The following is a 26,142-nucleotide window of genomic DNA, read 5'->3' as shown; positions in this document are numbered from 1 at the left end:
CCGTCGGGACGGCCCGGCGAGCCGCATGATGACCCGCCCGAACCTGCGCGCGCAGGTCGCGCTGTGGCTGCTGTTGCCGCTGCTCGGCCTGCTCGCACTCGACTCGTGGCTCACGTACCAGCGCGCGATGAGCGCCGCGCACGTCGCGTTCGACCGCACGCTGTCGTCGTCGCTGAAGTCGATCCGCGAAGGCGTGCGGCTCAACGCCGGCGAGATCGAGGTCGACTTGCCGTATCTCGCGCTCGAAATGCTCGAATCGAGCGACGGCGGCAAGATCTACTACCTGATCCGCGAGGACAACGGCCGCACGGTCACCGGCTATCCCGATCTACCGCTGCCGCATGGCCGCGACGCGGGCGATGGCGCGCTGTTCGTCACGCGCTACTACGACGTCGTGTATCGCGGCGAGCAATTGCGGATGGCCGCGTTGCGTATTCCCGTGCACGACGTGCCGACCGCGCAGTCGCGCATCGTGTGGGTGATGGTCGGCGAGACGATCGAGGCGCGTCAGGCGCTCGCGCGCGAGATCCTGATCGGGTCGCTGCTGCAGGAAGGGCTGCTCGTCGTGCTGGCGCTCGGGATCGTGTGGCTCGGCGTCGGGCGCGGGCTGCGGCCGCTGAACCGGCTGTCGGCGACGGTCGCCGCGCGCAGCGAGGACGATACGACGCCGCTCGACACGGGCGCGATGCCGAGCGAACTCGCGCCGCTCGTCGATTCGATCAACCAGTACATCGGTCGCACGCAACGGATGCAGGTGGCGCGGCGCCGCTTCTTCGCCGATGCGGCCCATCAGTTGAAGACGCCGCTCGCGGCCGTGCAGGCGGGCGTCGAACTCGCGTTGCGGCCCGACGAGCAGCCGCGCGCGAACGTGCACCTGCGGCGCGCGAACGGCGCGGTGCGGCAGGCCGCGAAGATCGTCCAGCAACTGCTGTCGCTGTCGCGGCTCGATTCGGACAGCGGTCATGCGGTCGCGCACAAGCCGGTCGCGCTGCATCGGCTCGCGCGCAGCGTGACGCTGGACTGGTCGCCCGTCGCACGCGCGCGCGACATCGATCTCGGGTTCGAGCACGAGGCCGACGTCGACGTGCTCGGGCAGTCCGACCTGCTCGGCGAGATGATCGGCAACCTGATCGACAACGCGATCCGTTATGTGGGCGACCATGCGGTGATCACGGTGCGCGTGTCGCGCGACGGGGCGGACGCGCGGCTCGACGTGATCGACAACGGGCCGGGCATTCCGGCCGACGAACGCGACGCGGTGTTCGAACGCTTCCATCGCGGCAGCAAGACGCAGACGGTCGAAGGCACGGGGCTCGGCTTGTCGATCGTGCGCGAGATCGCGCGCGTGCATCAGGGCAGCGTGACGCTGGCCGATGCGCACGGCGGCGGGTTGGTGGTCACGGTGCGGCTGCCGGCGGCGAGCCATCGTTAGAGAGGGTTTCGACACGCGTCGCAGCCGTTGCAGCCGAGTGGCGGGGCGCGCGGCCTGCCGACCGGACGCCCCGGCGCTCACGGCTTCAGCAGCAGCTTGCCGATGGACTTGCGGCTTTCCATGTCGGCATGCGCGTGCGCCGCGTCCGCCAGCGGGTATTCGCCGCCGATCCGGACCTTGAGCCGGCCTTCCGCGATCCAGTCGAACAGCCGCGCCGAGTGCGCGCGGAGCAGTTCGGGCGTGTAGATATGATCGAAGAAGGTCGTATAGCCGATCTTGATGCTCCTCGGCAGGCTCATGAGGTCGATCGGCCCCGGCCCGCCGAGCACCGGACCGTACCAGCAGAAGGTTCCCGAGCGGCGCAGCACGTCGAGCGACCCCTGAAAGGTCTTCGGCCCGGAGCCGTCGTAGACGACGTGCACGCCTTCGCCGTTGGTCAGGCGCAGCGCCTTCGCGGCGAACCGCCCGCTGGTATCGACGATCAGATGATCCGCGCCCGCTTCCCTGGCCGCGGCGACCTTGTCTTCGGACGAGACGCGCCCGATTACCCGGCCGCCGCGCAGCTTGATGATCTGCGTCAACAGCAGGCCCAGCCCGCCGGACGCCGCGTGGACGAAAGCGACGTCGCCCGGCTGTACGGGATAGAAATCGGTCGCGAAATGGCTGGCGGTGAGACCCTGCATCATCACGGCGGCGGCCGTGCGATCGTCGATCGTATCCGGAACCGCCACCAGCGACGTGGCGGGGATCGCAATCTGCTCAGCATAGCTGCCGGGCGCGTAGGCCCACGCGACGCGCTGGCCGGGTGCGATGCCGTCGACGCCGTCGCCGACCGCCAGCACCCGGCCCGCGCCTTCGACGCCAAGAATCTTCGGGTTCGGCCATCCCGTCCACGCCATGCCCTGTCGCACGCCGATGTCCATGAAGTTGACGCCTGCGAAGGCGATCTCGACCAGCGCCTCGCCCGTACGTGCGACCGGGGCGGGCCGCTCGACCTGCTCCAGCATGTCGCGGCCGCCGGTGCCGTTCATCACAATGGCTTTCATGATTTACCTTGTTATTGAATGATCATTCATTAATTTGCCAAAAAAAATCTACCGTAGCGCCCGCAGCGTCATGTCGGCCAACGCGCTCAGGCTTGCGTGGTCGGCGCCGCCGCGACCGGCCGCGCGGATGCCGGTGATGTTCGCGATCAGGAACCGGGCGGTCGCTTCGGGAACGAGGCCGGCGGCCACGTCGCCTTCGCGCTGCGCATCGCGGACTCGGGCCGCGATCGCGGCGATCAGGCTATGGGCCAGCACCGCATGGATCTCCGCGAGCTCGGGGCGGGACACGCCGAATTCGTAGACCGAAATCGTACCAAGACAAGGTTGGGCGGCCGCTTCGACCACGCGACGGAGCAATGCGTCGATCCCGTCGATCGCGCGTGCGCCGCTGCGCAGCGCGTCGAAGTGCGCAGCGCATTCGCCCATCCCGTAGCGGCGCACGGCCGACAGGTAAAGCTGCCATTTGTCGCCGAAGGCCGCATAGAGGCTCTGCCGCCCGATGCCCATCGCGCTGACGAGCATCTGGGCCGAGCTGCCCTCGAAGCCATGCTCGCTGAAAACGGCGATCGCGCCGTCAAGCGCTGCATCCGTGTCGAATTCCCTTGGTCTTGCCATGAGCGAACTATATCAATTCAGGAACAATCGTTCAATAAAATTGTGGGTGGAGAGCCGAGCCTTGATCTGCCGGCGCATGTGCACGCCTGTGCGGCAGTCGTCGTGGCGGATCGTCGCTCAGTCGCCGAACCCGATCTCCGCTTCGACCGGCTGCCCGACTTCGAGCCACGCGCCCGCGCCTTCGACGACGATCGCATTGATGCCGAACGTCAGCGCGCCGTCGTAATTCGGGTTCGCGCGATAGGTCTGCATCGTGTCGGTCGGCTCGTGCGGCCATGCGGGATCGGGCGTGCCGGTGGCCTGGTCGATCGTCGGCACCGGGCAGCGCGTGCACAGCTTCACGAGCCGCAGCCGCACCGGCGTGTCGCCGTCGGTGTCGAGGTGCTCGACGAAATCCTCTTCGTACGCGTCGAGATCCGACACGACGATGTTCGGACGGAAGCGGTTCATCGGGATCGCCGGCGCGCCTTTCGCGGCGAGCCGCGCATTCAGGTCGTCGAGCGACGACTGACCGATCACGAGCAGCGGATAGGCGTCCGAGAATTGCGTATGCGTATCGATGTCGCCGGTCCATTGGCGGTTGCAGCCGCGGCGCGCGTCGGGGCCGAAGCGCGCGAGCTTCGTCGGCGTGCCGAGGAATTCGGTGAGCCACGCGGCCGTGTCGGCGCCCGTGTCGATCGCGTCGACGGTGTCGCGCCACACGGTCGCGGCCATCTTCGGCGTGGCGGGCGTCGCGTCGCCATCCAGCGGCGTGCGGATTGCCGGCATGCCCGGCGCGTTCAGCACGAGCGCGTCGCTGTCGAGCGTCGGGCGGATCAGCGCGAGGCGCGGGTGCGTACGCTGCGTCAGCATCTGCCCGTGCGGATCGGTGATCAGCCAGTGGCGGTCGTACGCGAGGCCCGTTTCGAGCAGTTGCGCACGCGGCAGCGCGATGCCGGCGCAGGATTTGATCGGGTAGACGAAGAGTTCGGCGATGGCTGGCATGACGTGGCGCTGGCTGAAGGCGGGATGATCGAAACGCGATTGTGCCAGATCATGCCCGCGCCGTTCGGGCGGTCGCGCGCCGCCACGCGGCCCGTCACGCGAGCGGGAAGCCCGTGTCGAAGGTCGTGCGCACGTCGAGCGGCTGGCGCAACAGCCCGGCCTTCAGGTAGAAGTCGGCCGTGCGCTGCTGCTCGGCGATCACCGTCGCGTCGATCGGCTGCCAGCGCGTGCCGCGGCGCTCGAACTGCAGCTTCGCGGCGGCGGGCGGAATGCCGATGATGCGCGCGAGCGCGGCCGAATACGCGTCGACGTGCCGGTACGACCAGGCCTGCGCGCGCACGACGCGCCGCAGGAAATCGTGCAGCACGTCGCGCTTCGATGCGATCGCCGCGTCGGTCGCCGCAAGATAGCTGAGGCCCGACCACAGCCCGCGGCCGTTGACCAGCACGCGTGCGCGGCCGCTCGTTTCGGCGAGCGCGGTATAGGGCTCCCAGGTCGCCCACGCGTCGATCGAGCCGGTGGCGAGCGCCAGCATCGTGTCGGCCGGCGGCAGGAAGCGGAACGACACGGCATCGGGCGGCAGGCCGGCCGCGTCGAGCGCCTTCAGCGTGACGAAATGGCCGATCGAGCCGCGCGTGGTGCCGATGCGCTTGCCTTTCAGGTCGGCCGCGCCTTTCAGCGCCGCGTCGGGTTGCACGAGCACGGCCGTGCCGTATGGATCGGAACGGTTCGCGCCGATCACCTTGATGCGGGCGCCCGACGCGAGCGCGAAGATCACCGGCGCGTCGCCGATCGGCCCGCAGTCGACGGCGGCCGCGTTCAGCGCTTCCGCGAGCGGCGCGGCGGCCGGGAATTCGGTCCATGCGATGTCGTATGCGAGGCCGTTCAGTTCGCCGGCCGCTTCGAGCAGCGCGCGCAGCCCGCCTTTCTGGTCGCCGGCGCGCAGCAGCGGGCGGGCGCCGGATTGCGCGCGCAGGGCGGCCGGCGCGGCGACGATCGTGGCAAGGGCGCTCGCCTGCGCGAGGAAGTGGCGTCGGGTCGGATTCATCGTGAAGTTCTGTCGAAGGAAGGATTCGTGGGTTCAATGCGGGAGCCCGGCCTGTACGTCGCGCACGGGTTCCTGATCGACGCGCAGCAGCAGCGCGGTCAGTGCGTCGCCGCTTGTCACGCGCGCGGCGGCCGGCCGGACCGCCGCGTCCGAGCGGCACAGCAGGTCGGCATCCGACCAGCCGGCGCTGCCCGGCAACGCGCGCGCCCGCAGCCAGCCGCGCCGATCCGCCAGCAGTTGCGTGCCGCCGAGCGCGTCGGGCGCAACGCCGGCAATCGTCGCGAATGCGCGCCACGCATCGGCCGTCGTCGCGACGCAGTTCGCGCGCGCGCCGGCTGACGTTGGCACGGGCGCGCCGCGTTCGGTGACGAGCAAGGTCTGCCAGCGCGCGTCTTCCGGCGGTGGCGTCGCACCCGGCGCGAGCGCGACGACGCGCACGCGCTGACCTTCGCGCCAGCGCTGGAGCGCCTGAGGCGCGGCGTCGCCGCAGCGCACGTCGAGTGCCGGCAGCGGGACCGGCACCGGCCACGCGCCTTCCGCCTGCGCGCCGCTACCGGCGGACAACGCTTTCAGGTAGTCGAGCACGGCCCACGTGTCCTGCGGGCCGAGCGTCGCCGCGAAGCCGGGCATCGTCGCTGCGCCGTGCTCGTCCTGCGTGCCGTGGCGCACGCGCCAGAACAGTTCGCCGTCGAGGCGACGCGCGAGCAGCGTGCCGGCGAAGGTCGGCGGCCAGTGCGCGAGCGTGGCCGCGAGCGGCCCTTCGCCGCGTCCGTCCGCGCCGTGGCAGGCCGCGCAATGTTGCGTATACAGGTGCGCGCCGCGCATCACGTTCGATACGGAAAACGGCGCGGGATCGCGCTGGAAGCTCGTCGGCACGGCAGGCGCGAGCCACAGCGAAGCGGGCGGCCACGGCGCGAACCACGCGACGGCGAGCGCGGCGATGGCCGACGCGACACGCCACTTGCGCGAAGCCAGTGCGAGGCAGGCGAGCACGACGGCCAGCGCCGTCACGCCACAGGCGAACGCGAGTTGCCGCGTGAGTCCCGCGTCGATGTGCAGCGTTTCGAGCGCGATGCGGCGTGCCCACGGCCACGCGGCCTGGCCGTCGGCGTCGCCGGTCAGGCCGAGCGCGTGCAGCACACGCGCCAACGCGATCTGCGCGCGATACAGCAGTTGCAGGAACGCGATGGCCCAGTCGGCGAATGGCGGCGCGTTCATCGCGCGCGTCTCCGGCGTACCGCAGTCAAACGTCGAACGGCATCCGGCATCTACCAGCTCGCATCGAGCCCGAGATGCCGCAGCGCGTCGTGGCGCAATGCGGCGAGGCGCGGGTCGCCGCGATGGCGCGGGTAGGGCAGGTCGACGCGCAGTTCGGCGACGATCCGTGCCGGGCGCGGCCCGAACACGATCACGTGCTGCGCGAGGAACAGCGCCTCTTCCACGTCGTGCGTGACGAGCAGCGCCGAGAAACCGTCGCGTTGCCACAGCGCGGTCAACTCGGCCTGCATCGTGAGCCGCGTCAGCGAATCGAGCTTGCCGAGCGGTTCGTCGAGGATCAGCAAGCGCGGATCGTTGACGAGCGCGCGGGCGAGTGCGACGCGCTGCGCCATCCCGCCGGACAACTGATGCGGAAACACGTTCGCGAACTCCTGCAGCCCGACGCGCGCGAGCGCATCGTCGACGCGATGCTGCGCGGTGCGCGCGACGCCGCGCGCTTCGAGGCCGAGCGCGACGTTCGCGCGCACGCGCCGCCACGGGTACAGCGTCGGGTCCTGGAACACGACGATGCGCGACGGATCGGGGCGCTCGATCGGCGTGCCGTCCTGCGCGATCGTTCCTTGCCGCGCGGCGTCGAGCCCCGCGACGAGCCGCAGCAGCGTCGATTTCCCGCAACCGCTCGGGCCGAGCAGCGCGACGAATTCGCCGGCCGCGACCGACAGCGACACGTCGTCGAGCACCGGCAGCGCGCCGCCGGGGCCGTCGAACGCATGGCTCACGCGGCGGATGTCGATGCGTGCGCCGCGCGGCGACGTGACGGCGGGCGCCGCGACCGTGGCAGCGGACGATTCGAGTACGGCGGCGCTTACCATTTGACGGTTCCTTTCTGCCACGCGAGCACACGGTCGCGCACCGCGAACAGCAGCGCGATCAACCCGGAAAACAGCAGCGCCATCACGAGCAGCGCCGCATACATGTTCACGTACGACGCCCAGCCCTGCGCCCAGCTCAGATACCAGCCGAGCCCCGACTTGACGCCCATCATCTCGGCGACGACCAGCACCGTGAACGACGCGCTCAGCCCCATGAAGATGCCGACGAACACGTGCGGCAGCGCGGCCGGAATCGCGACGCGCAGCACGAGGAAGCGCGCGTTCGCGCCGAGCGTGCGCGCGACGTCGTAGTACTGCTTGTTCACGCTCGCGACGCCCGACCACGTCAGCACGGCGACCGGGAACCCGGTGGCGAGCGCGATCAGGAACGCCGCGGCTGAATAGCTCGACGGGAAGAAGTAGAACGTGAGCGGCAGCAGCGCGGTGGCCGGCACGGGGCCGAGCACGCGCAGCACCGGATGCACCCAGTAGCCGATCCGGCGCGACCAGCCGATCGACACGCCGACCGCGAAGCCCACCGTGACGCCGTACGCGAACCCGAGCGCGAGCAGCTTCAGCGTGTTGCCGGCGCTGCCGGCGAGGCGCGGCCAGTCGTCGACGTAGACCTCGATCAGCGCCTGCGGCGGCGCGAAGAACGGCGTCGGCAGCCAGCCGGTTTTGGCGGTGACGATTTCCCACGCGGCGAGCACGAGCGGCAGCGCGACGAGCCACGGGCCGGCCGGTCGCACCCGTGCGAGCCGCGTGCGGGTCGCCGCGACGAGATGGCCGAGCGTCGCGGCGACGAGCAGCAGCGCGGCGATCGTCCACGCGGCCGTGCCGAACGTATCGGTGTACGCCCAGTCGCTGAAGCCGACGATCCGGTTCGGCCACAGCTGCGTGAGCGCGCCGAGCGCGGCCCACGCGAGCGCGGCGGCGATCCCGGTCGGCCAGGTGCGCGCGCGCCGGGCTTCTGCGGCCAGCGTGGCTTCGCAAGTCGTGCAGGCTGCGCGCGCGGAAACTGTAGCGTTGGCAGCGGCGCCGGCCGGGGCCGATGCGGCGCGTGCGGCGCGTGCGGCGGAAGCGTGTTCGATCGTCGACATCGCGTTACCCCAGTACGTTCGCATAGACCTGCTGCGCGAAGCGCTGCGGGTCCGTGCTCTTCTTCAGCACGCTGATGCGCCGGAAATCGTCCGCATAGAACGCGATTTCCTGCTGCAGGTCGACGCTGGTCGGGTGATGCGTGTAGGTGAGCGTCGCGTACAGCTTGCGCAGATCCTCGGGGCTGATCTTCGGCGAATACTTCGCGAATACCTTTGCGGCTTCGTTCGGGTTGTCGTGCGTGTATTCGGTGGCCTGCACGATCGAGCGCGCGAGCGCGGCGGCCGACGGCCGGTCGTTGCGCACGAGGTCGCCGCGCGCGCCGATCACGCAGCACACCTTGCGCGCGTATTCGCCGGACAGGTTGGTCGCGAGTTCGGTATACGCGCCGTTGCTGCGCTTTTCGAGCAGGTAGAGATTCGGGTCGCCGTCGGCGATCGCGTGGATTTCGCCCTTGTCGACCGCGACGCCGAGCAGGTCGGCCGGATACTGCCGCCACGTGATGTCGCGCTCGGGATCGATGCCGTTCTTCGCGAGCAGGATCGAGAAGAAGTGCTTGCCGGGCGCGGCCAGATCGCTGACGCCGACCGTCTTGCCCTTCAGCGCCTGCAGCGTCGTGACGCCTGCGGCCTTCGCGCCGAGCAGCCGCACGCAGCCGCCGTGCGAGCTGCCGATGATCTTCACGTCGAAGCCGGCTTCGAGCGGCTTCAGCCAGCGGTGGATCATCCCGACCGCCGCATCGGCCTTGCCGGTCGCGATCGATTCGAGCAGTTGATCGGTCGAGCCGCTGTAGTTGATCAGTTCGACCTTCAGCCCGTTTTTCTCGAAGAAGCCGCGCTCCTGCGCGACGACGATCGGCGTCAGGCAGAACGCGTTCTGGTTCCACGCGAACGTGAGTTTCTTCAGCGGCGGCGCGGACCAGGCCTTGCGGCCGAGCGTGATCGCCGGCACGGCGAGCGCGGCGGCGCCGGCCGCGCGCAGCAGGCGGCGGCGTTGGTCGTCGTGCGCGTCGGCAGGCGTGGGCGCGGTGGTGTGGGTCATGTTGTCTGGTCTCCGGTGTGGCGGAAAGGCGGCTCAGTCGAGCAGGTCGGGTTCGTCGGCGACGACGCGCGCGAACAGGCTGTCGAACGCATGCAGCGCGCCGTCGGGGCCGCCGATCTGGCCGTGCGTATGGCGCGCGGTCGCATGATCGATCGGTTGCGGCGTGCCGGCCGCTTCGGCCAGCAACTGCGTGTGCGCGACGTTGTCGAGCGCGATGTACCACCACGCGGCGGCCTCGACCGTCGGGCCGGCCGTCAGGATCCCGTGGTTCTTCAGGATCACGCCCTTGTGCGTGGTGCCGTCCGGCTTCGCGAGCGCATCGGCGATCCGCGCGCCTTCGCTGGTGTCGACGACCATCCCCGTGAAGTCGTCGAACAGCGCGTGATCCTCGTAGAACACGCACGCGTCCTGCGTGAGCGGATCGAGCGGGCGGCCGAGCGTCGACCAGGCCTTGCCGTAGGTCGAATGCGTGTGCGCGGCGGCGACGACGTGCGGATGGGCTTCGTGGATCGCCGCGTGGATCGCGAACGCGGCCTTGTTCAGCGGCCGCGTGCCGATCGCGGTTTCGCCGCGCGCGTTGACGAGCAGCAGGTCGGACACCTTGATCTGCGAGAAATGCACGCCGAGCGGGTTCACCCAGAAATGGTCGGGCAGCTCCGGATCGCGTGCGGTGATGTGACCGGCGAGGCCCGCCGCGAAGCCGAAGCGCGCGAACAGGCGGAACGCGGCCGCGAGCCGCTCCTGCCGGTGGCGGCGCTCGGCGGCGACGTCGACGCGCGGCGCGGGCGGATCGAACCAGAAGTGCTGGCGCGGCGTATCGGCGAGCACGAGGCCCGATGCGGTACGGTTGGGCGAGGACAGGACGGCGGACATGGTCGCGTAGGGCTCCGTTGGTCTCAGGCAGCGCGGCGCGCCGCGTCGCGTGCGGCGACGGCGCTGCGCACGCGCGGAATCAGTTCGCGGCCGTAGTCGATCGCGTCTTCCAGCGGATCGAAGCCGCGGATCAGGAACGTCGTCACGCCGAGGTCGTAGTAGTCGAGCAGTGCGTCGGCGACCTGTTCGGGCGTGCCGACGAGCGCCGTCGAATTCGAGCGCGCGCCGGTGAGCTTCGCGATCTCGGTCCACAGCCGCTTGTCGACGCGCGAGCCGCGCTCGGCCGCGGCGAGCAGGCGGCGCGCGCCTTCGCTCTGCTGCGGGCCGCCGGCGCCGAGTCCGGCCGCTTCGCGCAGCCGGCGCGTTTCGTCGAGGATGCGGTGCGCACGCGCCCACGCTTCGTCCTCGGTCGCCGCGAGGATCGGGCGGAACGACACGGAGAAGCGCACCTGGCGGCCGTGTTTCGCGGCTTCGGCGCGGACGCGCGTCGTCAGGTCGCGCACCTGGTCGAGCGATTCGCCCCACAGCGCGTAGACGTCCGCGTGCTTGCCGGCCACCGCGAGCGCGGCTTCCGACGCGCCGCCGAAGTAGATCGGCACATGCGGCTGCTGGACCGGCTTCACTTCCGAGAAACCCTGCTTGAACCGGTAATGCGCACCGTCGTGATCGAACGGCTGCGCTTCGGTCCAGATGCGCCGCAGGATGCCGAGGTATTCGTCGGTGCGCGCATAGCGTGCGTCGTGATCGAGGAAATCGCCGTCGCGCTGCTGCTCGCTGTCCGAGCCGCCGGAGATGAAGTGCACGGCGAGCCGGCCGCGGCTGAACTGGTCGAGCGTCGCGATCTGCCGCGCGGCGAGCGTCGGCGCGGTGAAGCCCGGCCGATGCGCGAGCATGAAATGGATGCGCTCGGTCGCGGCCGCCGCGAACGCGATCGTCAGCGTCGCCGACGGGCCGGTCGAGTGATGCGGCACGAGAATCCGGTCGAAGCCGGCCGTTTCGTGGGCGCGGGCAAAGTCGCGCACATAGTCGGGATCGACCACGGGGCCGGACGCCGGGTGGATTTCCGACTGCTTCTGGCTCTGGATCATGCCGATGAATTCGACGCTCATCTGGGGTCTCCGGTACAGGGACGTCCCGGCGCACGGCCGGGCAGGAATGGAGCGCAGGTTAACGCCGGGATCATGCGGAATGGAAATAATCAATCCCGATTTGAATATCAGATTTGCATGGTTTGGGGCCGTATGCGTTGCGCATACGCTATGGGCTCATGAATGATCGGGCGCGCGTTGACGCTGTATTTGCCGCCGCGCTTTCGCCGCCGTGTTCGACCTACCCCAGGGAATCCGTTTCGATGTCCGCCAGCCTTGCCGCTTCCTCGCCGCCACCGCAACCTTCGCTGCGCCTTCTGCCTGCTGACGCCGCTGACTTCGTCGCCGCTGCAGACGCCGACGAGGCGAGCGACGCGCGCGTCGCCGTGCTGCTCGAGCGCCTCGCCCCCGAGCTCGCCGCCGATGCGGCCCGCAACGACGTCGACGGCCGCTTTCCGCACGAGAACTTCGCACGGCTGCATCGTGCCGGGCTGATCGCGCAGGTCGTGCCGCGCGAGCATGGCGGCGCCGGTGCGACGCTGGCGCGGGCGAGCCGGATCGTCGCTGCCGTCGCGCGGGCCGACCCGGCGACCGCGCTGGTGTTGACGATGACGTATCTGCAGCATCGCGCGCTCGGCCGCGCCGACAACCGCTGGCCGGCGCAGGTGCGACGCGCGGTGTTCGACAGCGCGGTCGCGCACGGCGCGCTGATCAACGCGCTGCGCGTCGAGCCCGCGCTCGGTTCGCCGTCGCGCGGCGGGCTGCCGGACACTATCGCACGCCGCGATGGCGACGGCTGGCGGCTGTCGGGCCACAAGCTCTACAGCACCGGCATCCCGGCGCTGCGCTGGCTGGCCGTGTGGGCGCGTACCGACGAGCCGACGCCGCGCGTCGGCGTGTTTCTCGTGCCGCGCGACCCGGAGACCGACGGCGACCGCATCCGCGTGATCGAAAGCTGGAATCACGTCGGCCTGCGCGCGTCGGGCAGCCACGAGGTCGTGTTCGACGACGTGCCGCTGCCGGCCGATCACGCAGTCGACGTGCGCGCGCCGGACGCATGGGCCGTGTCGGCTGCCGCGCACGCGGATGCCGACGCGCAGGCCGATCAGCAGGCGTGGATGGTCGCGCTGCTCGGCAGCCTGTACGACGCGGTGGCGCGCGCGTCACGCGACTGGCTGGTCGAGTTCGCGACGACGCGTGCGCCGAGCGGGCTCGGCGCGCCGCTCGCGACGCTGCCGCGCGTGCAGGAAGCGGTCGGTGAAATCGAGGGCTGGCTGCATACGAATCGCGTGTTGCTCGACGAACACATCGCGCGCACCGACGCAGGCAACGCGCCGTCGCTGACGACCAGCGGCCTCGTCAAGCGCACCGTGACCGAGCACGCGATCCGGACGGTCGAGCAGGCGTTGAAGCTGTCCGGCAATCACGGGTTGAGCCGCGCGAATCCGCTCGAACGCCATTATCGCGACGTGCTGTGCAGCCGCGTGCATACGCCGCAGGACGACGCGATCGCGGTGGCGGCGGGGCGGGCGGTGCTCGATGCGACGACGCGCGGGCGGACGAACGCGGCGGCGGACGCAACGTCACGCAACGGGATCGAAACCGGTCGACGCGATGCGTGAGCCGGGCCGGGTTGCCTTGCCCGGAAATGGCGAGGCGGGAGGCAGGCGCTGTGCGGTGGCCGCAGCCACCGCCACCACGTTAGGCGGCCTTGTCGTGCGATCGCTCGGGCAGCGCGAATGCCGTGCGCGCATGCGCGGCGACGGCCGCCAGCGGCGCGTCGAGGCGCGCCGCATCGTGCCGGCGCAGCAGCCACAGGTCGATCTGCGGCTTGAAATCGGCGAGCGGCACGATGTCGAGCGCATCGCGCAGCGGGCTGCCTTCGACGAGCGGCAGCGGCATCAGCCCGAGGCCGAAGCCGTTCGCGACGCTCTGCAGTTGCAGGTCGCGGCCGTACGCATCGAGCGTGACCGGCATCGGCAGGCCCTGCGCGTCGAGCGCGCGCCGCAGGCCCGCACGAAAGCCGCAGCCGTCCGGATTGAGCACCCAGCCGCGCGCGTGGCAATCGGCAAGCCGGTAGCTGCGTCGCGGCCAGTCGCCCTTGCGGCCGACCGCGACGAGCCGCGTGGCCAGCAACCGTTCACCCTCGACCTGCGCCGGCAGCACCATTTCGCGGGCGAGGAAGACCAGCGCCGCATCGAGTTCGCGGCGGGCGACGCGTTCGACGAGCAGGCCGCCCCATGCGGTCGTGACCTGGGTCGCGAGCGCGGGCCACTGCGCGGCGAGTTCCGCGATGAGCGCCGGCAGCATCAGCTCGCCGAGCCCTTGCGTGAGCCCGATCCGGAATTCGCCGGCCGGGGGTTGCTCGCCGGCCGTCAGTTCGCGCAGCGCGTCAACCTCGCGCAGGATCGCGCGACACTGCTCGAACACCTGCCGGCCGATGTCGGTCGGGCGCGGCGGCTTCGTGTTGCGGTCGAGCAGCGTCACGCCGAGCGCTTCCTCGAGATTCTGGACGCGCCGCGTGATCGCGGGCTGCGTCATCCCGAGCTCGGCCGCGGCCTGGCTCAGGGTCTGGCAGCGGACGACCGCTGCAAAAGCGTCGATATCGCTAATTTTCATGTTTGTTCTGCATGGTCTTTTGGGTGCATCATGACGATCCATCATATTCCGCATCATATTCGAGGAGCCGGCCGATGAGTACGCTTTCGTTGCAGCAGACGCCGCTGCGTCCGTTCGTCGAGGGGCTGGATGCGCTGCTCGCGTCCGGCGCGAACGAGGCGCGCATTCTCGACGAGGGCGGCGCGCTGCTTGCCGCGCTCGTCGAACACGACGACTGGTTGCCCGACGCCTTCGCGCAGCCCGATCCCGAGCGTTACCGGCAGTACCTGCTGCATCTCGACCCGGACGAGCGCTTCTCGGTCGTCAGCTTCGTGTGGGGGCCAGGCCAGGCCACGCCGATCCACGACCACACGGTGTGGGGGTTGATCGGGATGCTGCGCGGCGGCGAGTTCTCGCAGCCGTACCGGTTCGACGCGGCCGGCAAGCCGGTGCCCGCGGGCGACGCCGTGCGGCTGCAGCCGGGCGAGGTCGAGGCCGTGTCGCCGCGCATCGGCGACGTGCACCGCGTGACCAACGCGTTCGCCGACCAGGTATCGATCAGCATCCACGTGTACGGCGCGAACATCGGCAAGGTCGAACGCGCGGTGTACCTGGACGACGGTACCGTGAAGCCGTTCGTGTCCGGCTATTCGAATGCCTGACGCTCGGCCCGCTCGCGCGGCCCGTTGCGGGTGCGCGCGGGCAGGGCCACGCTTGCTCCGTTCCGCTTTCTTCATCGACTTCAACACATTCAACACCGAGACATCGTGACGCAATCCGCCGATTCCACTTCTACTTCCCGCTTTCCCGCCGCGTCGTACGAGAACGTACGCGCACGCCTGCTGGCCCGCGACGAGATCGCGCTGATCGACGTACGCGAGGAAGATCCGTACGCACAGGGCCATCCGCTGTGGGCCGCCAACTTTCCGTTGTCGAAGCTCGAACTCGACGCGTGGACGCGGATTCCGCGCCGCGACACGCCGGTCGTCGTGTTCGGCGAAGCGGGTGGCGAGGATCTCGCGCCGCGCGCGGCCGCGACGCTCGCGCGCCTCGGCTACACCGACGTGCGGCTGCTCGACGGCGGCCTCGCGGGCTGGGTCGCGGCGGGCGGCGAGCTGTTCATCGACGTGAACGTGCCGAGCAAGTCGTTCGGCGAATGGGTCGAGGCCGAGCGCCATACGCCGTCGCTGTCCGCGCAGAAGGTGCAGGCGCTGATCGATGCGAAAGCCGATGTCGTGATCGTCGACGCGCGCCGCTTCGACGAGTACCAGACGATGAACATCCCGACGTCGACCAGCGTACCGGGCGCGGAGCTCGTGCTGCGCGTGCGCGCGCTCGCGCCGGATCCGCGGACGCAGGTGATCGTCAACTGCGCGGGCCGCACGCGCAGCATCATCGGCACGCAATCGCTCGTCAACGCGGGGCTGCCGAACCCGGTCGCCGCGCTGCGCAACGGCACGATCGGCTGGACGCTGGCCGGCCAGACGCTCGAGCGCGGCGCGGCGCGCCGCTTTCCGGACGAGATCGACGCGACGCAGCGCGCCGACGCGCGTCGGGCCGCCCGCGCGGTGGCCGAGCGCGCGGGCGTGCCGCGCATCGCGCTGGCCGACGTCGCGGCGCTCGACGAGCCGGGCCGCACGCTGTACCGCTTCGACGTGCGTACGCCCGAGGAATACGAAGCCGGCCACCTGCCGGGCTTCCTGAGCACGCCGGGCGGCCAACTCGTGCAGGAGACCGACCATCACGCGGCCGTGCGCGGCGCGCGGATCGTGCTGGCCGACGACGACGGCGTGCGCGCGGACATGACCGCATCGTGGCTCGCGCAGATGGGCTGGGACGTGCGCGTCGTCGAACCGGCCGGTGCCGCGGCATTCGCCGAGCGCGGCCAGCCGCCGCGCGACGTGCCGGCGACGCCGCCCGCAGCCGACGTGTCGCCCGCGACGCTCGCCGGCTGGCTGAAGGAAGCCGCGCCGGGCGAGCTCGCGATCGTCGACGTGACGGCCAGCGCGAACTACGTGAAGCGTCATATCCCGGGCGCATGGTTTGCCGTGCGTGCGCAGTTGCGCGACGCGCTGGCGGCGATTCCGCCCGCGAAGCGCTACGTGTTCACGTGCGGATCGAGCCTGCTCGCGCGGTTCGCGGCGGACGACGCGCGCGCGCTGCTGCCGGCCTCGGCCGAGATCCGGGTGCTGACCGGCGGCACGGCCGCGTGGATCGACGCCGGGCTGCCGCTGGAGAGCGGCGAGACGCATCTCGCGTCGCCGCGCGTCGACCGCTACCGGCGCCCGTACGAAGGCACCGACAATGCGGCCGCCGCGATGCAGGCATATCTCGACTGGGAGTACGGACTGGTCGACCAGTTGAAGCGGGACGGCACGCACCACTTCAACGTGATCTGACCGACGCGGGGCAACCGGGCGCGGCACGTCGTGCGCGGCGCCCGGTCGCGATGCGGGTCGGCGCCGGGTATCAGCGCTTGAACGTATCGACGGCCGTGCGACCGACGGCCGGATCGTCGGTGAAGAAGCCGTCGATGCCCGCGCGCAGGTATGCCTGGATCTCGCGCACCGAGCCGGCCGTATTGCGCGTGGCCGGCGTGCCGCCATCCTTCAGCGATGCGGGCAGGAAGTTGTTCTCCGGGCGGAACGTGTACGGATGCACGACGAGGCCGGCCTCGTGTGCATGGCGCACGTACGGCGTCGGCTGCTGCAGCGTGCCGTCCGCGGCGACCGCGATGATCGACGTCTTGTACGGCCCGACGCCGTTCGCATAGGTCGCGATCTCGCGCATCCCGTCGCGCGTCGACAGGTCGCCGTAGGTGCGCGTGTCGTTCGCCTTCACGAAGTCGTACGGGCGCTGGCCCGCTTCGTCCATCAGCTGCACGAGCTTCCAGTTCGGCTGGCTCGACTTGATCCGGTTGCGGATCGTCTTCAGGTTCGCGACCTCGAACGACTGGATGTAGACGGTCGCCGTGCGCGACGTGTACGCATCCTTCAGCAGCGCGTCGACGAGTCGATCCTCGAGCGGCAGGCCGATCGACTGGAAGTAGGTCGGATGCTTGGTTTCCGGATACAGGTGGATCGTGCGGCCGGTCTGCGCGGACATCTGTTTCGCGAGCGCGACGATCTCGTCGAACGTCGGAATCTCGAACTGGTCGTTGTACGCGGTGTTGGCCGGGCGCACCTGCGGGATGCGCTCGCGCGCCCGCAGCGTCTTCAGCTCGGCGAGCGTGAAATCCTCGGTGAACCAGCCGGTCAACTGCGTGCCGTCGATCGTCTTGGTCGCCTTGCGGCTCGCGAACTGCGGCAGCGTCGACACGTTCGTCGTGCCCGAGATCTCGTTCTCGTGGCGCGCGACGAGTACGCCGTCGCGGGTCGACACGAGGTCGGGCTCGATCACGTCGGCGCCGTCCTCGATCGCCTTGCGGTACGACGCGAGCGTGTGTTCGGGGCGCAGCGCGCTTGCGCCGCGATGGCCGACCACCTGGACCTTCGCGGAAATCGGCTGCGTGGGATCGCGCGTCAGATCGTCGTCGCCGCCGCACGCGGCGAGCAGGAACGCGGCGGCACAGGCGAACGGGACGTAGCGCAGGGAGGTCGGGCGCTTGAGGGGCATGTCGATGAACCTTCGAAACGGAGTCGGGAAAGGGCGCTCGCGCCGGCGGCCGGGCAGGGCGCCGGGCTGCGGAGTCGAACGGTGCGCGATCGTCGCATCGAATCATTACATATGTATTACTTCGACCTTTCCGTTTCGTTTTGGGGCGGCGGTGCGCACGGTAGCGCGCGCGACGGCAGGCGGGCGCGCACCGCATTCCGGCCGTCACAGCGAACCCGCGCGCCGGATGCACTAAACTTGCGGGAATTTTGCATCGCCGCACCGGGGCCGACGCCCGCCTGGCGCGACGATGCGGCGACTCGCGGGCCGGCGCGGGCGCCCGGCGCCCGTGTGCGTCCGGGGCCCGCGCCGGCCGATTTTTCCCGACCCATGACGACCCATACCGATCCCGCCTATCTGCTCGGCGAGCTGCTGAAGAACGTTTCCCGCTCCTTCTACCTGACGCTGCGCGTGCTGCCCGACGGCATGCGCGACCCGGTCGGCCTGGCGTATTTGCTGGCGCGCGCGGCCGACACGATCGCCGACACGGCCCTTGTCGCGCCCGACCGGCGCGCCGCGCTGCTGACCGACCTGCGCGACGACGTCGAGCGGCTTGGCGACGGCGCGGCGCTGTCGCGTTCGCTCGACGACGTGACGCGGATGCAGACCGATTCGCACGAACACCTGCTGCTCGGCTCGATGGAGCCGATGCTCGCGCTGCTGCGCGCGCAGCCGGAGGCCGATCGCGCGTCGATCCGCAAGGTCGTCGCGACGCTGACGGCGGGGATGGAATTCGACCTGCGCACGTTTCCGGACGAGCAGTCGGGGCAGGTCGCCTCGCTGCCGACGCGCGACATGCTCGACCGCTACACGTATCTCGTCGCCGGCTGCGTCGGCGAATTCTGGACCGACATGACGGGGATGCACACGCGCGCCGCGCGCGACTGGGATCTGGCGGACATGCGCGAGAAGGGCATCCGTTTCGGCAAGGCGCTGCAGATGACCAACATCCTGCGCGACTGCGCGAAGGATCTGCGCATCGGCCGCTGCTACCTGCCCGACGACGTGCTGCGCGCGCACGGGCTCGCGGTGGCCGACCTGATGCGGCCCGAGGATTCGGCACGCGCGCGCGGCGTGCTGGTCGACCTGCTGCGCGCCGCGCTCGACCAGTATCGCGACGCCTGCCTGTATACACTCGCGATCCCGCGCCGTTTCGTGCGGCTGCGGCTCGCGTGCCTGTGGCCGATCATGATCGGGCTCGAAACGCTCGAGCTGCTGGCCGGCCACGCGGCGTGGCTCGATCCGGCGAAGCCGGCCAAGGTGCCGAGAAAACGTATCTACCGGATCATGGCGGCGTCGCTCGCGCTGGTCGGTTCGAACACGGCGATTCGCGCGCGCCTGACCGCGCTCGCCGATGCGGTGTCCGCGCGGCTCGCTTCTGCGCCACGGCATTGAAGATCGCCGGCATCGCCTCCCGGTCCGCGTTCGCCGGACCGTACCCGTCCGGTTCCCGGCACGCGGACTAAAAACGTTTTCATGATTTCGTGTCTCGAAATGTGGGTGTCACGAATGTCGGCGATCCTGCGCGGCGGCGTGAATCGCGGCGTCAGCTTCGAACGCGCATTGGTAAGACGTTTTGTCGCCGAAGGCGTCTGACGACATCAGGCGGTCGCGTTGCACCCGTAAAAATGTAAAGCTAGGGTTTTCACCGGCAAATGCCGGAAACACCCGCTGCACAAGCGTTTCGGGCTGTCTTGTAACCGTTTGGTGAACCGCTGCGTTGCGTCGATCATACGATGACCGACCGCACATGTTGGGAAACAATCGGTAATCCGTCAGAATCGCGTCGGCATGTACTCGCACATGTGTCGGTCATAAAACCACACCAGAAAAGAAACATTCTTTGAGGACGGAGAATCAATGAAAAAGCGCGTCGCTTTTGCCATGACGGCAGCGGGTCTCGCAGCCGCTACCGCCGCCCACGCCCAGAGCAGCGTGACCCTGTACGGTATCGTCGACAACGGTATCGCCTGGCAGAACAACTCGTCGGCAGTCGGTGCGACCACGGGCGGTCACTCGAAGGTGCAAATGTCCACCGGCGTGTGGGCAGGCAGCCGCTTCGGCCTGAAGGGCAGCGAAGATCTCGGCGGCGGCACGAAGGCGATTTTCCAGTTGGAAGCCGGCGTCAACACGGCTAACGGCTCGTCGCAGTGGACGGGCGGCATCTTCACGCGCCAGGCATGGGTTGGCCTGACCAACTCCACGTACGGTACGCTGACGGCCGGCCGCCAGTACACGGCGTACTACACGCTGCTGTCGCCGTACAGCCCGACGACCTGGCTGACCGGCTACTACGGCGCGCACCCGGGCGATATCGATTCGCTGGATACCAGCTACCGCGCGAACAACTCGCTCGTCTACATGTCGCCGAAGTTCTACGGCTTCACGGTCGGCGGTTCGTACTCGTTCGGCGGCGTCGCAGGCGCGACGAACCGCGGCTCGACGTGGAGCGCGGCGATCCAGTACCTGAACGGCCCGGCAGGCATCGCGGTCGGCTACCAGAAGATCAACAACTCGACGCTCGGCGGCGGTGTGTGGGGCGCGAACTCGACCGCCCAGAACGGTCTGGACACGAGCGGCAACGGTGCGGAACAGGCCGTGTCGTCGATCAACAACGGCTACAAGACGGCACAGTCGCAACAGCGCGTCGCCGTGACGGCCGGTTACCAGTTCACGCCGTCGTGGGATATTTCGGCGTCGTACTCGAACGTCCAGTACATCCCGGGCGTCGGCTCGTCGTTCCGCAACACGGCGATCTTCAACACGGCAGGCGCCGTGCTGCACTGGAAGGCATCGCCGCAGTGGGACTTCGCCGCAGGCTACTCGTACACGCGTGCGACCGAGTCGAACGGCATCTCGAGCTCGGCCAAGTACCATCAGGTCACGCTGTCGCAGTACTACAGCCTGTCGAAGCGCACGGGCCTGTACGCGGTTGAGGCGTATCAGCACGCGAGCGGCAACACGCTCAACGGCGCGGCGGTCATCGCGGCAACGACGTCGATCGGCGACGGCGTGGGCGCGGGTTCGAAGCAGAACCAGATCGGCGTCGGCGTCGGCCTGATCCACCGCTTCTGATGTCGCGCGGCGCGCGAGCGCCGCTCACGGCATGCGGTATGAAAAACCGGCCTTCGGGCCGGTTTTTTCATGGGGCGGCCGTTTGCTCCGCCCAGTCTCCCGCCAGCGCCTGAAACAGCGCGGCCGTATCGGTGAGCCGGTCGGCCTGCGCGCGCGTGCGCTCGAGCGTCGTCTGCAGCGCCTGCCGCTGCGCGTCGAGCAGCTCGAACGCGTTGATCCCGCCCGCCGCGTAGCGCACGCCGGCAATCGCCCAGCTGGCTTCCGCCTCCCGCGCGGCCGTGTCCCGCGCCTGCCATTCGGCGGCATCGTGCTCGACGGCGCGCATCGCGTCGGCGACCTGCTGCAGCGCCTGCAACACGATCGACCGATAGCTCGCAAACGCCGCGTCGTAGGCGGCCTGCGCCGCGCGTCGCTTCGCCCGCAGCTCGCCGCCGCGAAAGAGCGGCTGGGCGAGACCGAGGCCGATGTTCCAGATATTCAGGCCGTTCACGATGTCGGCCACGCTCGTGCGTTCGGAGCCGACGCCGGCCGAGATCGAGAAGCGCGGATACAGGTTCGCGGTCGCGACGCCGATGTTCGCGCTCGCCTGATGCAGCATCGCCTCCGCCGCACGGATGTCGGGCCGCTCGCGTGCGAGCGTCGACGGCAGCGTAATCGGCAACGCACGCGGCAGCGCGAGCGCATCGAGCGTCAGGTCGGGGAGGTCGGCATCGGCCGGCGGCGCGCCGAGCAGGATCGCGAGGCGATGGTCGGCCTGCGCGAGTCGTGCCGCGAGCGGCGGCAGCGACGCCTGCGTCTGCGCGAGCAGCGTGCGCTGCGCGTGGACGTCGGCCTGCGACACGCCGCCCGCCGCCGCGCGCGCCTCGACGATGCGCAACTGCCGCGCCTGCGCGTCGGCGAGCTGCCGCGTGAGCGCGATCTGCTGCACGAGCGACGCGCGCAGGATCGCGGTGGCGACGACGTTGCCCGCGAGCATCAGGCGCGCCGCGTCGAGCGTGTACGACTGGTAGTCGATCCGTGCGCGCAGCGCTTCGAGCGCGCGCCGGTTGCCGCCGAACACGTCGAGCGTGTACGACACGCTCACCGATGCGTCGTACAACGTGAACGGCCCCGGGTTCGGCACATTGGCCGGCAGGCCGAACGCGGCGATGTCGACCTTCTCGCGCGTCGCGGACAGGTTCGCGTCGACGCGCGGCAGCATCGTCGCGCCGGCTTGCGCCACATGGTTCTGTCGCGCCTCGTCGAGCCGCGCGCGCGCTTCGGCGAGCGTCGGGCTGTTGCGCCACGCGGTATCGACGAGCCGGTTCAGCGGTTCGGAGCCGAATCGTGTCCACCAGCGCACCGGCGCATGCGCGGCCGGCGCGAATGTTTGCACGGCGTCGGCCGTCGTCGCCGGCGGTGCGCCGCGTGTGTAGCGTTGCGTCGCCGGCGCGTCCGGCGTGCGGAAATCCGGCCCGACCGCGCAGCCGGCGACGAACGAGGCGACCGCCAGCGAAACGGCGATGGCCGGGCGGGGGGCGCGCGCGCGACGCGAAGCCGGTTTCATCGCGCGCCGCCTAGTCCAGCGTGCGCCGGTAGAAACGCAGCGCGACGCCCATCACGACGACCGTGAACAGCGCGACCGGCCACACCGATGGCCACAGGTCGGCCCAGCCGTCGCCTTTCAGCAGGATGCCGCGCACGAGCCGGTTGAAGTAGGTGAGCGGCAGCAGGTTGCCGATCGCCCGCGCCCACGCCGGCATTCCCGCGAACGGGAACATGAAGCCCGACAGCAGGATGTTCGGCAGGAAGTAGAACACCGCGAGCTGCATCGCCTGCAACTGGTTCTGCGCGAGCGACGACAGCGTGATGCCGACCGTCAGGTTCGCGGCGATGAACAGCAGCGCGGCGAGGTAGATCGCGGGCAGGCTGCCGATGAACGGCACCGCGAACACGAAGCGTGCGGCCGCGAGGATGATCGACACCTGGATCAGGCCGATGAACACGTACGGCACGATCTTGCCCGTCATCACCTCGAGCGGCCGCACCGGTGTCGCAAGCAGGTTCTCCATCGTGCCGCGCTCGCGTTCGCGCGTGATCGCGAGCCCCGTCATCATCACCATCGTCATCGTCAGGATCACGCCGATCAGGCCCGGCACGACGTTGTATTGCGTGATCCCCTCGGGGTTGTACAGCCGGTGCAGCACGACGCCGAACGCGGCCGGGCGGCCGTTCAGGTGCGCGAGCGGCCCGCTCAGGTCCTTCGCCGCGACCGCTTGCGCAAGGCCCGACAGCGCGCCGAGCGCGGACGCGGTCGCGACGGGGTCGGTCGCGTCGGCCTCGACGAGCAGCGACGGCCGTTCGCCGCGCAGCAGCCGGCGCGAGAAATCGGCCGGCACGCTCAGCACGAACAGCACGTCGCCGCGCGCGAGCGCGCGCCGGCCGGCCGCTTCGTCGGGCAGGGTCTCGACGATGTCGAAATACGCGGAGTTGCGCATGGCGGCAATGAAGCTGCGCGTGAACGGGCTCGGATCGGCGGCGATCACCGCCGTCGGCAGGTGCTTCGGATCGGTGTTGATCGCGAAGCCGAACAGCGCGAGCTGGATGATCGGCACGCCGACGATCATCGCGAACGTCACGCGGTCGCGGCGCAACTGCAGGAATTCCTTCAGCACGATGCTCCACCAGCGCGCGGCCGAGAACGATTCGTGCAGGCGCGCCCACGGTCTCATCGCGTCGCTCCGCCGGCCGGGCCGGACGCGCGGCTCATCATGTAGATGAAGACGTCCTCGAGCCCCGTCTCGATCGGCGCGATGCGCAGCGCCGCATCGTCGCGCGCGACCTGCGCGAGCGTCGCGTCGAGCGCGACGCGGTCGTGGCCGCTCACGTGCAGCGCGGAGCCGAACACGACGGTCTGGTCGATGCCCGGCATCGCATGCAGTCGCGCGGACAGTTCGGCCAGGTGCTCGCCGGTGACCGCGCGGGTCGACAATCCCTGCGATGCGACGATCTCGGCCGACGTGCCTTGCGCGAGCAATTCGCCGTACGCGATATACGCGAGCTTGTGGCAGCGCTCGGCTTCGTCCATGTAGTGCGTGCTGACGAGCACCGAGATTCCTTGCGCGGCGAGCCGGTGCAATTCTTCCCAGAAATCGCGGCGCGCGGCCGGGTCGACGCCCGCGGTCGGTTCGTCGAGCAGCAGCAGTTCGGGCTCGTGCAGCATGCACGCGGCAAGCGCGAGGCGCTGTTTCCAGCCGCCCGACAGCGCACCGGTGAGCTGGTCCGCGCGGCTCGCGAGGCCGAGCCCGTCGAGCGCGCGCGAGACGGCGGCCTTGCGGTCGGCCATCCCGTACACGCGCGCGACGAAGTCGAGATTCTCGCGGATCGACAGGTCCTCCCAGTACGAGAAGCGCTGCGTCATGTAGCCGACGCGGCGCTTGATCTGCGTGCTGTCGCGCACGATGTCGTAGCCGAGGCAGGTGCCGCTGCCCGAATCGGGTGTCAGCAGGCCGCACATCATCCGGATCGACGTGGTCTTGCCGCTGCCGTTCGGCCCGAGAAAGCCGAAGATCTCGCCGCGCGCGACGCGCAGCGATACGTCCTTCACGACGTGCTTGTCGCCGAAACGCTTGTTCAGGCGCTCGACGTCGATCGCATACGGGGCCGGCGACGCGTTCACGGCACCCTCACGGCGACGGGCTGGCCCGGGCGCAGCTTCGATGCGTCGGCCGCGGCGGGGCGTGCCTCGATCATGAACACGAGCTTGCTCCGGCTCTCGTTGCTGTAGATCACGGGCGGCGTGTATTCGGCTTCGCTCGACACGTAGGTGATGCGTGCGGGCACGTCGGCCGCGCAGCCGTCGCAATGGATCGCGACCGCGCGGCCCGGCGCGAGCGAACCGACGGCGGCCTCCGGCACGAAGAAGCGCACCTTCAGGTTCTGCGGCGGCAGCATCTGCACGACCGGATTGCCGGCCTGCACCCATTCGCCGACGCGGTACAGCGTGTCGTACACGCGCCCGGCCGCCGGCACGGCGACGCGCTTCTGGTCGAGCTTCCATTGCGCCTCGGCCACGGCCGCCTGCGCGGCGTCGACCTGCGCGGCCTGCGCGGCAACCTGTTGCGCGCGGCCCGGCAGGCGCGCGACGTCGACCTGGCTTCGCAGCTCGCGCATCTGCGCGGCGGTGGTCTGCGCGGCCGTGCGCGCATCGTCGAGCTGCTGCTTCGAGATGCCGCCTGCCGCGTACTGGCGTTCGTCGCGGGCGAGCTGCGCGGCGGCGCGCGCGGCCTGGGCGGCCGCCTGCGCGAGCTGGGCCTTCGTCACGTTCACTTCGGGCGGGCGCTTGCCGGTCTGCAGATCGGCGAGCTGCGCACGCGCCGCGTCGAACTGATGCCGCGCCTGCTGCAGCGCGGCCGTTTCGTTGACGGCCTCGAGCGAGAACGCGGGCGCGCCGGCGGCGACTGCCTGGCCGCGCTCGACCGACAGCTGCGTCAGCGTGCCCGATTGCGACGACGACAGGTACACGAATTCGCCTTCGACGTAGCCTTGATACGTCGGCGTGCGATCGGTCTGGCGGCCGCAGCCGGCGAGCAGCGCGACGGCCGCGCCCAGCGCGAGCGGCCAGGTGCGCGCCGCGTTCACGACGGCCTCCGCGGCGCGCGCGTGCGTGCGCGAGGGGCGGCAGCGGGCGGCCGCATGCCCGAATCCAGCAGCGCGCGGACATGCCGGTGCAGCACGTCGCGGTCGATCGGCGGCAGGCCGCGCGCGCTTTGCCACAGCTTCGCGGTCGCGAGCGGCAGCATCACGAGCGCGACGATCGAATGGAACAGGAACGCGGGTTCGAGCGCGGGATTCAGCGTGCCGGCCCGCTGGGCGGCGCGAATGCGTTCGGCGAGGTGTCCGACGTGCTCGAGCGGAATGCGGCGGATCATCCGTTCGCGCAGCAATCCGCCTTCGTGGACGATCTCGCGCAGCCAGATCGACGGCAGCCACGGCATCCGGCCCGTCACGTCGAAGAAGCGGTCGACGAGTTCGGCGGCGAGCGCGAACGGGTCGTCGGCGGGCGGGTCGGTCGGCCGCCACACGAACGCGATGGCGTGCGCGATCCGCTCGTCGACGATCGCGTCGAGCAGCTGCTCGCGATTCGTGAAATAGTAGTGGACCATCGCGGACGTGACGCCGGCAGCGGCGGCGATCTGCGCGACGGTCGTCGCGGCGATGCCGCGTTCGGCGAACAGTTGCGTCGCGACGTCGAGCATGTGGTCGCGCAGGTCGAAATCGTCCACCGACGGGCGGCGCCCGCGCGGCCGGGCGACGGCGGATTTCGCGTTCATGCAGATGACGCTAATTGATGGGTTAGTTAATTTCAAGGAAGGATCCGCGCGTGCGTTGATCGCGATCAGGGGAACGGCAAGCAGCGGCGTGGACGAGCGGGGGGTGCCCCTATGTGTTTCGTCAAGCGTTAGGGGCTGACTTGGGTTGGTAAATGGTGCCGTCGCGCAGCATGGCGAACAGGACGTCG

Annotated in this window: 23 protein-coding genes; 6 read left to right on the top strand and 17 right to left on the bottom strand. The window is 69.9% G+C overall.

Annotated features, from left to right (window positions below):
• Nucleotides 1-28 precede the first annotated feature (28 nt).
• Nucleotides 29-1,432 carry a sensor histidine kinase gene (locus HWX76_RS00115; protein ID WP_050011087.1) on the top strand — a complete coding sequence of 468 codons (1,404 nt, stop codon included), beginning with the start codon at nt 29-31 and terminating at the stop codon, nt 1,430-1,432.
• Nucleotides 1,433-1,509: 77 nt separating this feature from the next.
• Here the strand turns inward: HWX76_RS00115 and HWX76_RS00110 are convergent, their stop codons facing one another.
• From HWX76_RS00110 to HWX76_RS00065, 10 genes are all read right to left on the bottom strand, one after another.
• Nucleotides 1,510-2,478: a quinone oxidoreductase gene (locus HWX76_RS00110; protein WP_050010909.1), complete on the bottom strand. Its 969-nt coding sequence runs from the start codon at nt 2,476-2,478 to the stop codon at nt 1,510-1,512.
• 48 nt (nt 2,479-2,526) lie between these two features.
• A complete protein-coding gene (locus tag HWX76_RS00105) occupies nt 2,527-3,093 on the bottom strand; it encodes a TetR/AcrR family transcriptional regulator (protein WP_050010910.1) in 567 nt (188 codons plus the stop codon).
• A 117-nt stretch (nt 3,094-3,210) separates the two neighbouring features.
• On the bottom strand, nt 3,211-4,077 hold the full coding sequence (locus HWX76_RS00100; protein WP_050010911.1) for an MOSC N-terminal beta barrel domain-containing protein: 867 nt from the start codon (nt 4,075-4,077) through the stop codon (nt 3,211-3,213).
• Nucleotides 4,078-4,171: 94 nt separating this feature from the next.
• Nucleotides 4,172-5,125, bottom strand: a complete 954-nt coding sequence (locus tag HWX76_RS00095) for an ABC transporter substrate-binding protein (protein ID WP_050010912.1) — start codon at nt 5,123-5,125, stop codon at nt 4,172-4,174.
• Between the two features lie 33 nt (nt 5,126-5,158).
• The gene (locus HWX76_RS00090; protein WP_089489309.1) at nt 5,159-6,343 is read right to left on the bottom strand and encodes a cytochrome c; all 1,185 of its coding nucleotides are present in this window, start codon (nt 6,341-6,343) and stop codon (nt 5,159-5,161) included.
• Between the two features lie 50 nt (nt 6,344-6,393).
• The gene (locus HWX76_RS00085; RefSeq protein WP_176015326.1) at nt 6,394-7,215 is read right to left on the bottom strand and encodes an ABC transporter ATP-binding protein; all 822 of its coding nucleotides are present in this window, start codon (nt 7,213-7,215) and stop codon (nt 6,394-6,396) included.
• A complete protein-coding gene (locus HWX76_RS00080; protein ID WP_124630343.1) occupies nt 7,209-8,315 on the bottom strand; it encodes an ABC transporter permease subunit in 1,107 nt (368 codons plus the stop codon). Before HWX76_RS00080 ends, HWX76_RS00085 begins: the two co-directional genes overlap by 7 nt.
• Before the next feature lie 4 nt (nt 8,316-8,319).
• Nucleotides 8,320-9,354, bottom strand: coding sequence for an ABC transporter substrate-binding protein (locus HWX76_RS00075; RefSeq protein ID WP_124554184.1), 1,035 nt, complete (start codon nt 9,352-9,354; stop codon nt 8,320-8,322).
• A 33-nt stretch (nt 9,355-9,387) separates the two neighbouring features.
• The gene (locus HWX76_RS00070) at nt 9,388-10,227 is read right to left on the bottom strand and encodes a class II aldolase/adducin family protein (RefSeq protein ID WP_124554185.1); all 840 of its coding nucleotides are present in this window, start codon (nt 10,225-10,227) and stop codon (nt 9,388-9,390) included.
• Nucleotides 10,228-10,250: 23 nt separating this feature from the next.
• A complete protein-coding gene (locus HWX76_RS00065) occupies nt 10,251-11,336 on the bottom strand; it encodes an LLM class flavin-dependent oxidoreductase (protein ID WP_050010917.1) in 1,086 nt (361 codons plus the stop codon).
• Nucleotides 11,337-11,578: 242 nt separating this feature from the next.
• Between HWX76_RS00065 and HWX76_RS00060 the strand changes: the two genes are divergently transcribed.
• Nucleotides 11,579-12,937, top strand: coding sequence for an acyl-CoA dehydrogenase family protein (locus HWX76_RS00060; protein WP_050010918.1), 1,359 nt, complete (start codon nt 11,579-11,581; stop codon nt 12,935-12,937).
• A 79-nt stretch (nt 12,938-13,016) separates the two neighbouring features.
• Here the strand turns inward: HWX76_RS00060 and HWX76_RS00055 are convergent, their stop codons facing one another.
• Nucleotides 13,017-13,991, bottom strand: a complete 975-nt coding sequence (locus HWX76_RS00055; protein WP_176015325.1) for a LysR family transcriptional regulator — start codon at nt 13,989-13,991, stop codon at nt 13,017-13,019.
• Nucleotides 13,992-14,008: 17 nt separating this feature from the next.
• Between HWX76_RS00055 and HWX76_RS00050 the strand changes: the two genes are divergently transcribed.
• Both HWX76_RS00050 and HWX76_RS00045 read left to right on the top strand, forming a co-directional pair.
• On the top strand, nt 14,009-14,575 hold the full coding sequence (locus tag HWX76_RS00050) for a cysteine dioxygenase (RefSeq protein ID WP_006482085.1): 567 nt from the start codon (nt 14,009-14,011) through the stop codon (nt 14,573-14,575).
• Between the two features lie 105 nt (nt 14,576-14,680).
• Nucleotides 14,681-16,312, top strand: a complete 1,632-nt coding sequence (locus HWX76_RS00045) for a rhodanese-related sulfurtransferase (RefSeq protein ID WP_050010921.1) — start codon at nt 14,681-14,683, stop codon at nt 16,310-16,312.
• A gap of 70 nt (nt 16,313-16,382) precedes the next feature.
• Here HWX76_RS00045 and HWX76_RS00040 read toward each other — a convergent pair whose 3' ends face one another.
• Nucleotides 16,383-17,528: a glycerophosphodiester phosphodiesterase gene (locus HWX76_RS00040; protein WP_050010922.1), complete on the bottom strand. Its 1,146-nt coding sequence runs from the start codon at nt 17,526-17,528 to the stop codon at nt 16,383-16,385.
• Nucleotides 17,529-17,897: 369 nt separating this feature from the next.
• Between HWX76_RS00040 and HWX76_RS00035 the strand changes: the two genes are divergently transcribed.
• Entirely contained in the window at nt 17,898-18,962 is a 1,065-nt protein-coding gene (locus tag HWX76_RS00035) for a phytoene/squalene synthase family protein (RefSeq protein ID WP_124630290.1), read from the top strand.
• 465 nt (nt 18,963-19,427) lie between these two features.
• Nucleotides 19,428-20,642, top strand: coding sequence for a porin (locus HWX76_RS00030; RefSeq protein ID WP_050010924.1), 1,215 nt, complete (start codon nt 19,428-19,430; stop codon nt 20,640-20,642).
• 67 nt (nt 20,643-20,709) lie between these two features.
• Here the strand turns inward: HWX76_RS00030 and HWX76_RS00025 are convergent, their stop codons facing one another.
• The 5 genes from HWX76_RS00025 to HWX76_RS00005 are packed head-to-tail and all read right to left on the bottom strand — an operon-like array spanning nt 20,710 to nt 25,954.
• Entirely contained in the window at nt 20,710-22,188 is a 1,479-nt protein-coding gene (locus HWX76_RS00025; protein ID WP_050010925.1) for an efflux transporter outer membrane subunit, read from the bottom strand.
• A 10-nt stretch (nt 22,189-22,198) separates the two neighbouring features.
• The gene (locus HWX76_RS00020; RefSeq protein ID WP_050010926.1) at nt 22,199-23,353 is read right to left on the bottom strand and encodes an ABC transporter permease; all 1,155 of its coding nucleotides are present in this window, start codon (nt 23,351-23,353) and stop codon (nt 22,199-22,201) included.
• Nucleotides 23,350-24,300 carry an ABC transporter ATP-binding protein gene (locus HWX76_RS00015; protein ID WP_124638088.1) on the bottom strand — a complete coding sequence of 317 codons (951 nt, stop codon included), beginning with the start codon at nt 24,298-24,300 and terminating at the stop codon, nt 23,350-23,352. Before HWX76_RS00015 ends, HWX76_RS00020 begins: the two co-directional genes overlap by 4 nt.
• On the bottom strand, nt 24,297-25,262 hold the full coding sequence (locus HWX76_RS00010) for an HlyD family efflux transporter periplasmic adaptor subunit (protein WP_050010928.1): 966 nt from the start codon (nt 25,260-25,262) through the stop codon (nt 24,297-24,299). Before HWX76_RS00010 ends, HWX76_RS00015 begins: the two co-directional genes overlap by 4 nt.
• Nucleotides 25,259-25,954: a TetR/AcrR family transcriptional regulator gene (locus HWX76_RS00005; RefSeq protein ID WP_050010929.1), complete on the bottom strand. Its 696-nt coding sequence runs from the start codon at nt 25,952-25,954 to the stop codon at nt 25,259-25,261. Before HWX76_RS00005 ends, HWX76_RS00010 begins: the two co-directional genes overlap by 4 nt.
• Nucleotides 25,955-26,142 lie beyond the last annotated feature (188 nt).

It is taken from the genome of Burkholderia sp. BCC0398, from assembly GCF_902833245.1.
GTDB lineage: Bacteria > Pseudomonadota > Gammaproteobacteria > Burkholderiales > Burkholderiaceae > Burkholderia > Burkholderia sola.
Note: the sequence above shows the minus strand (reverse complement) of the source record. Positions and strands in the feature narration are given on the sequence as shown.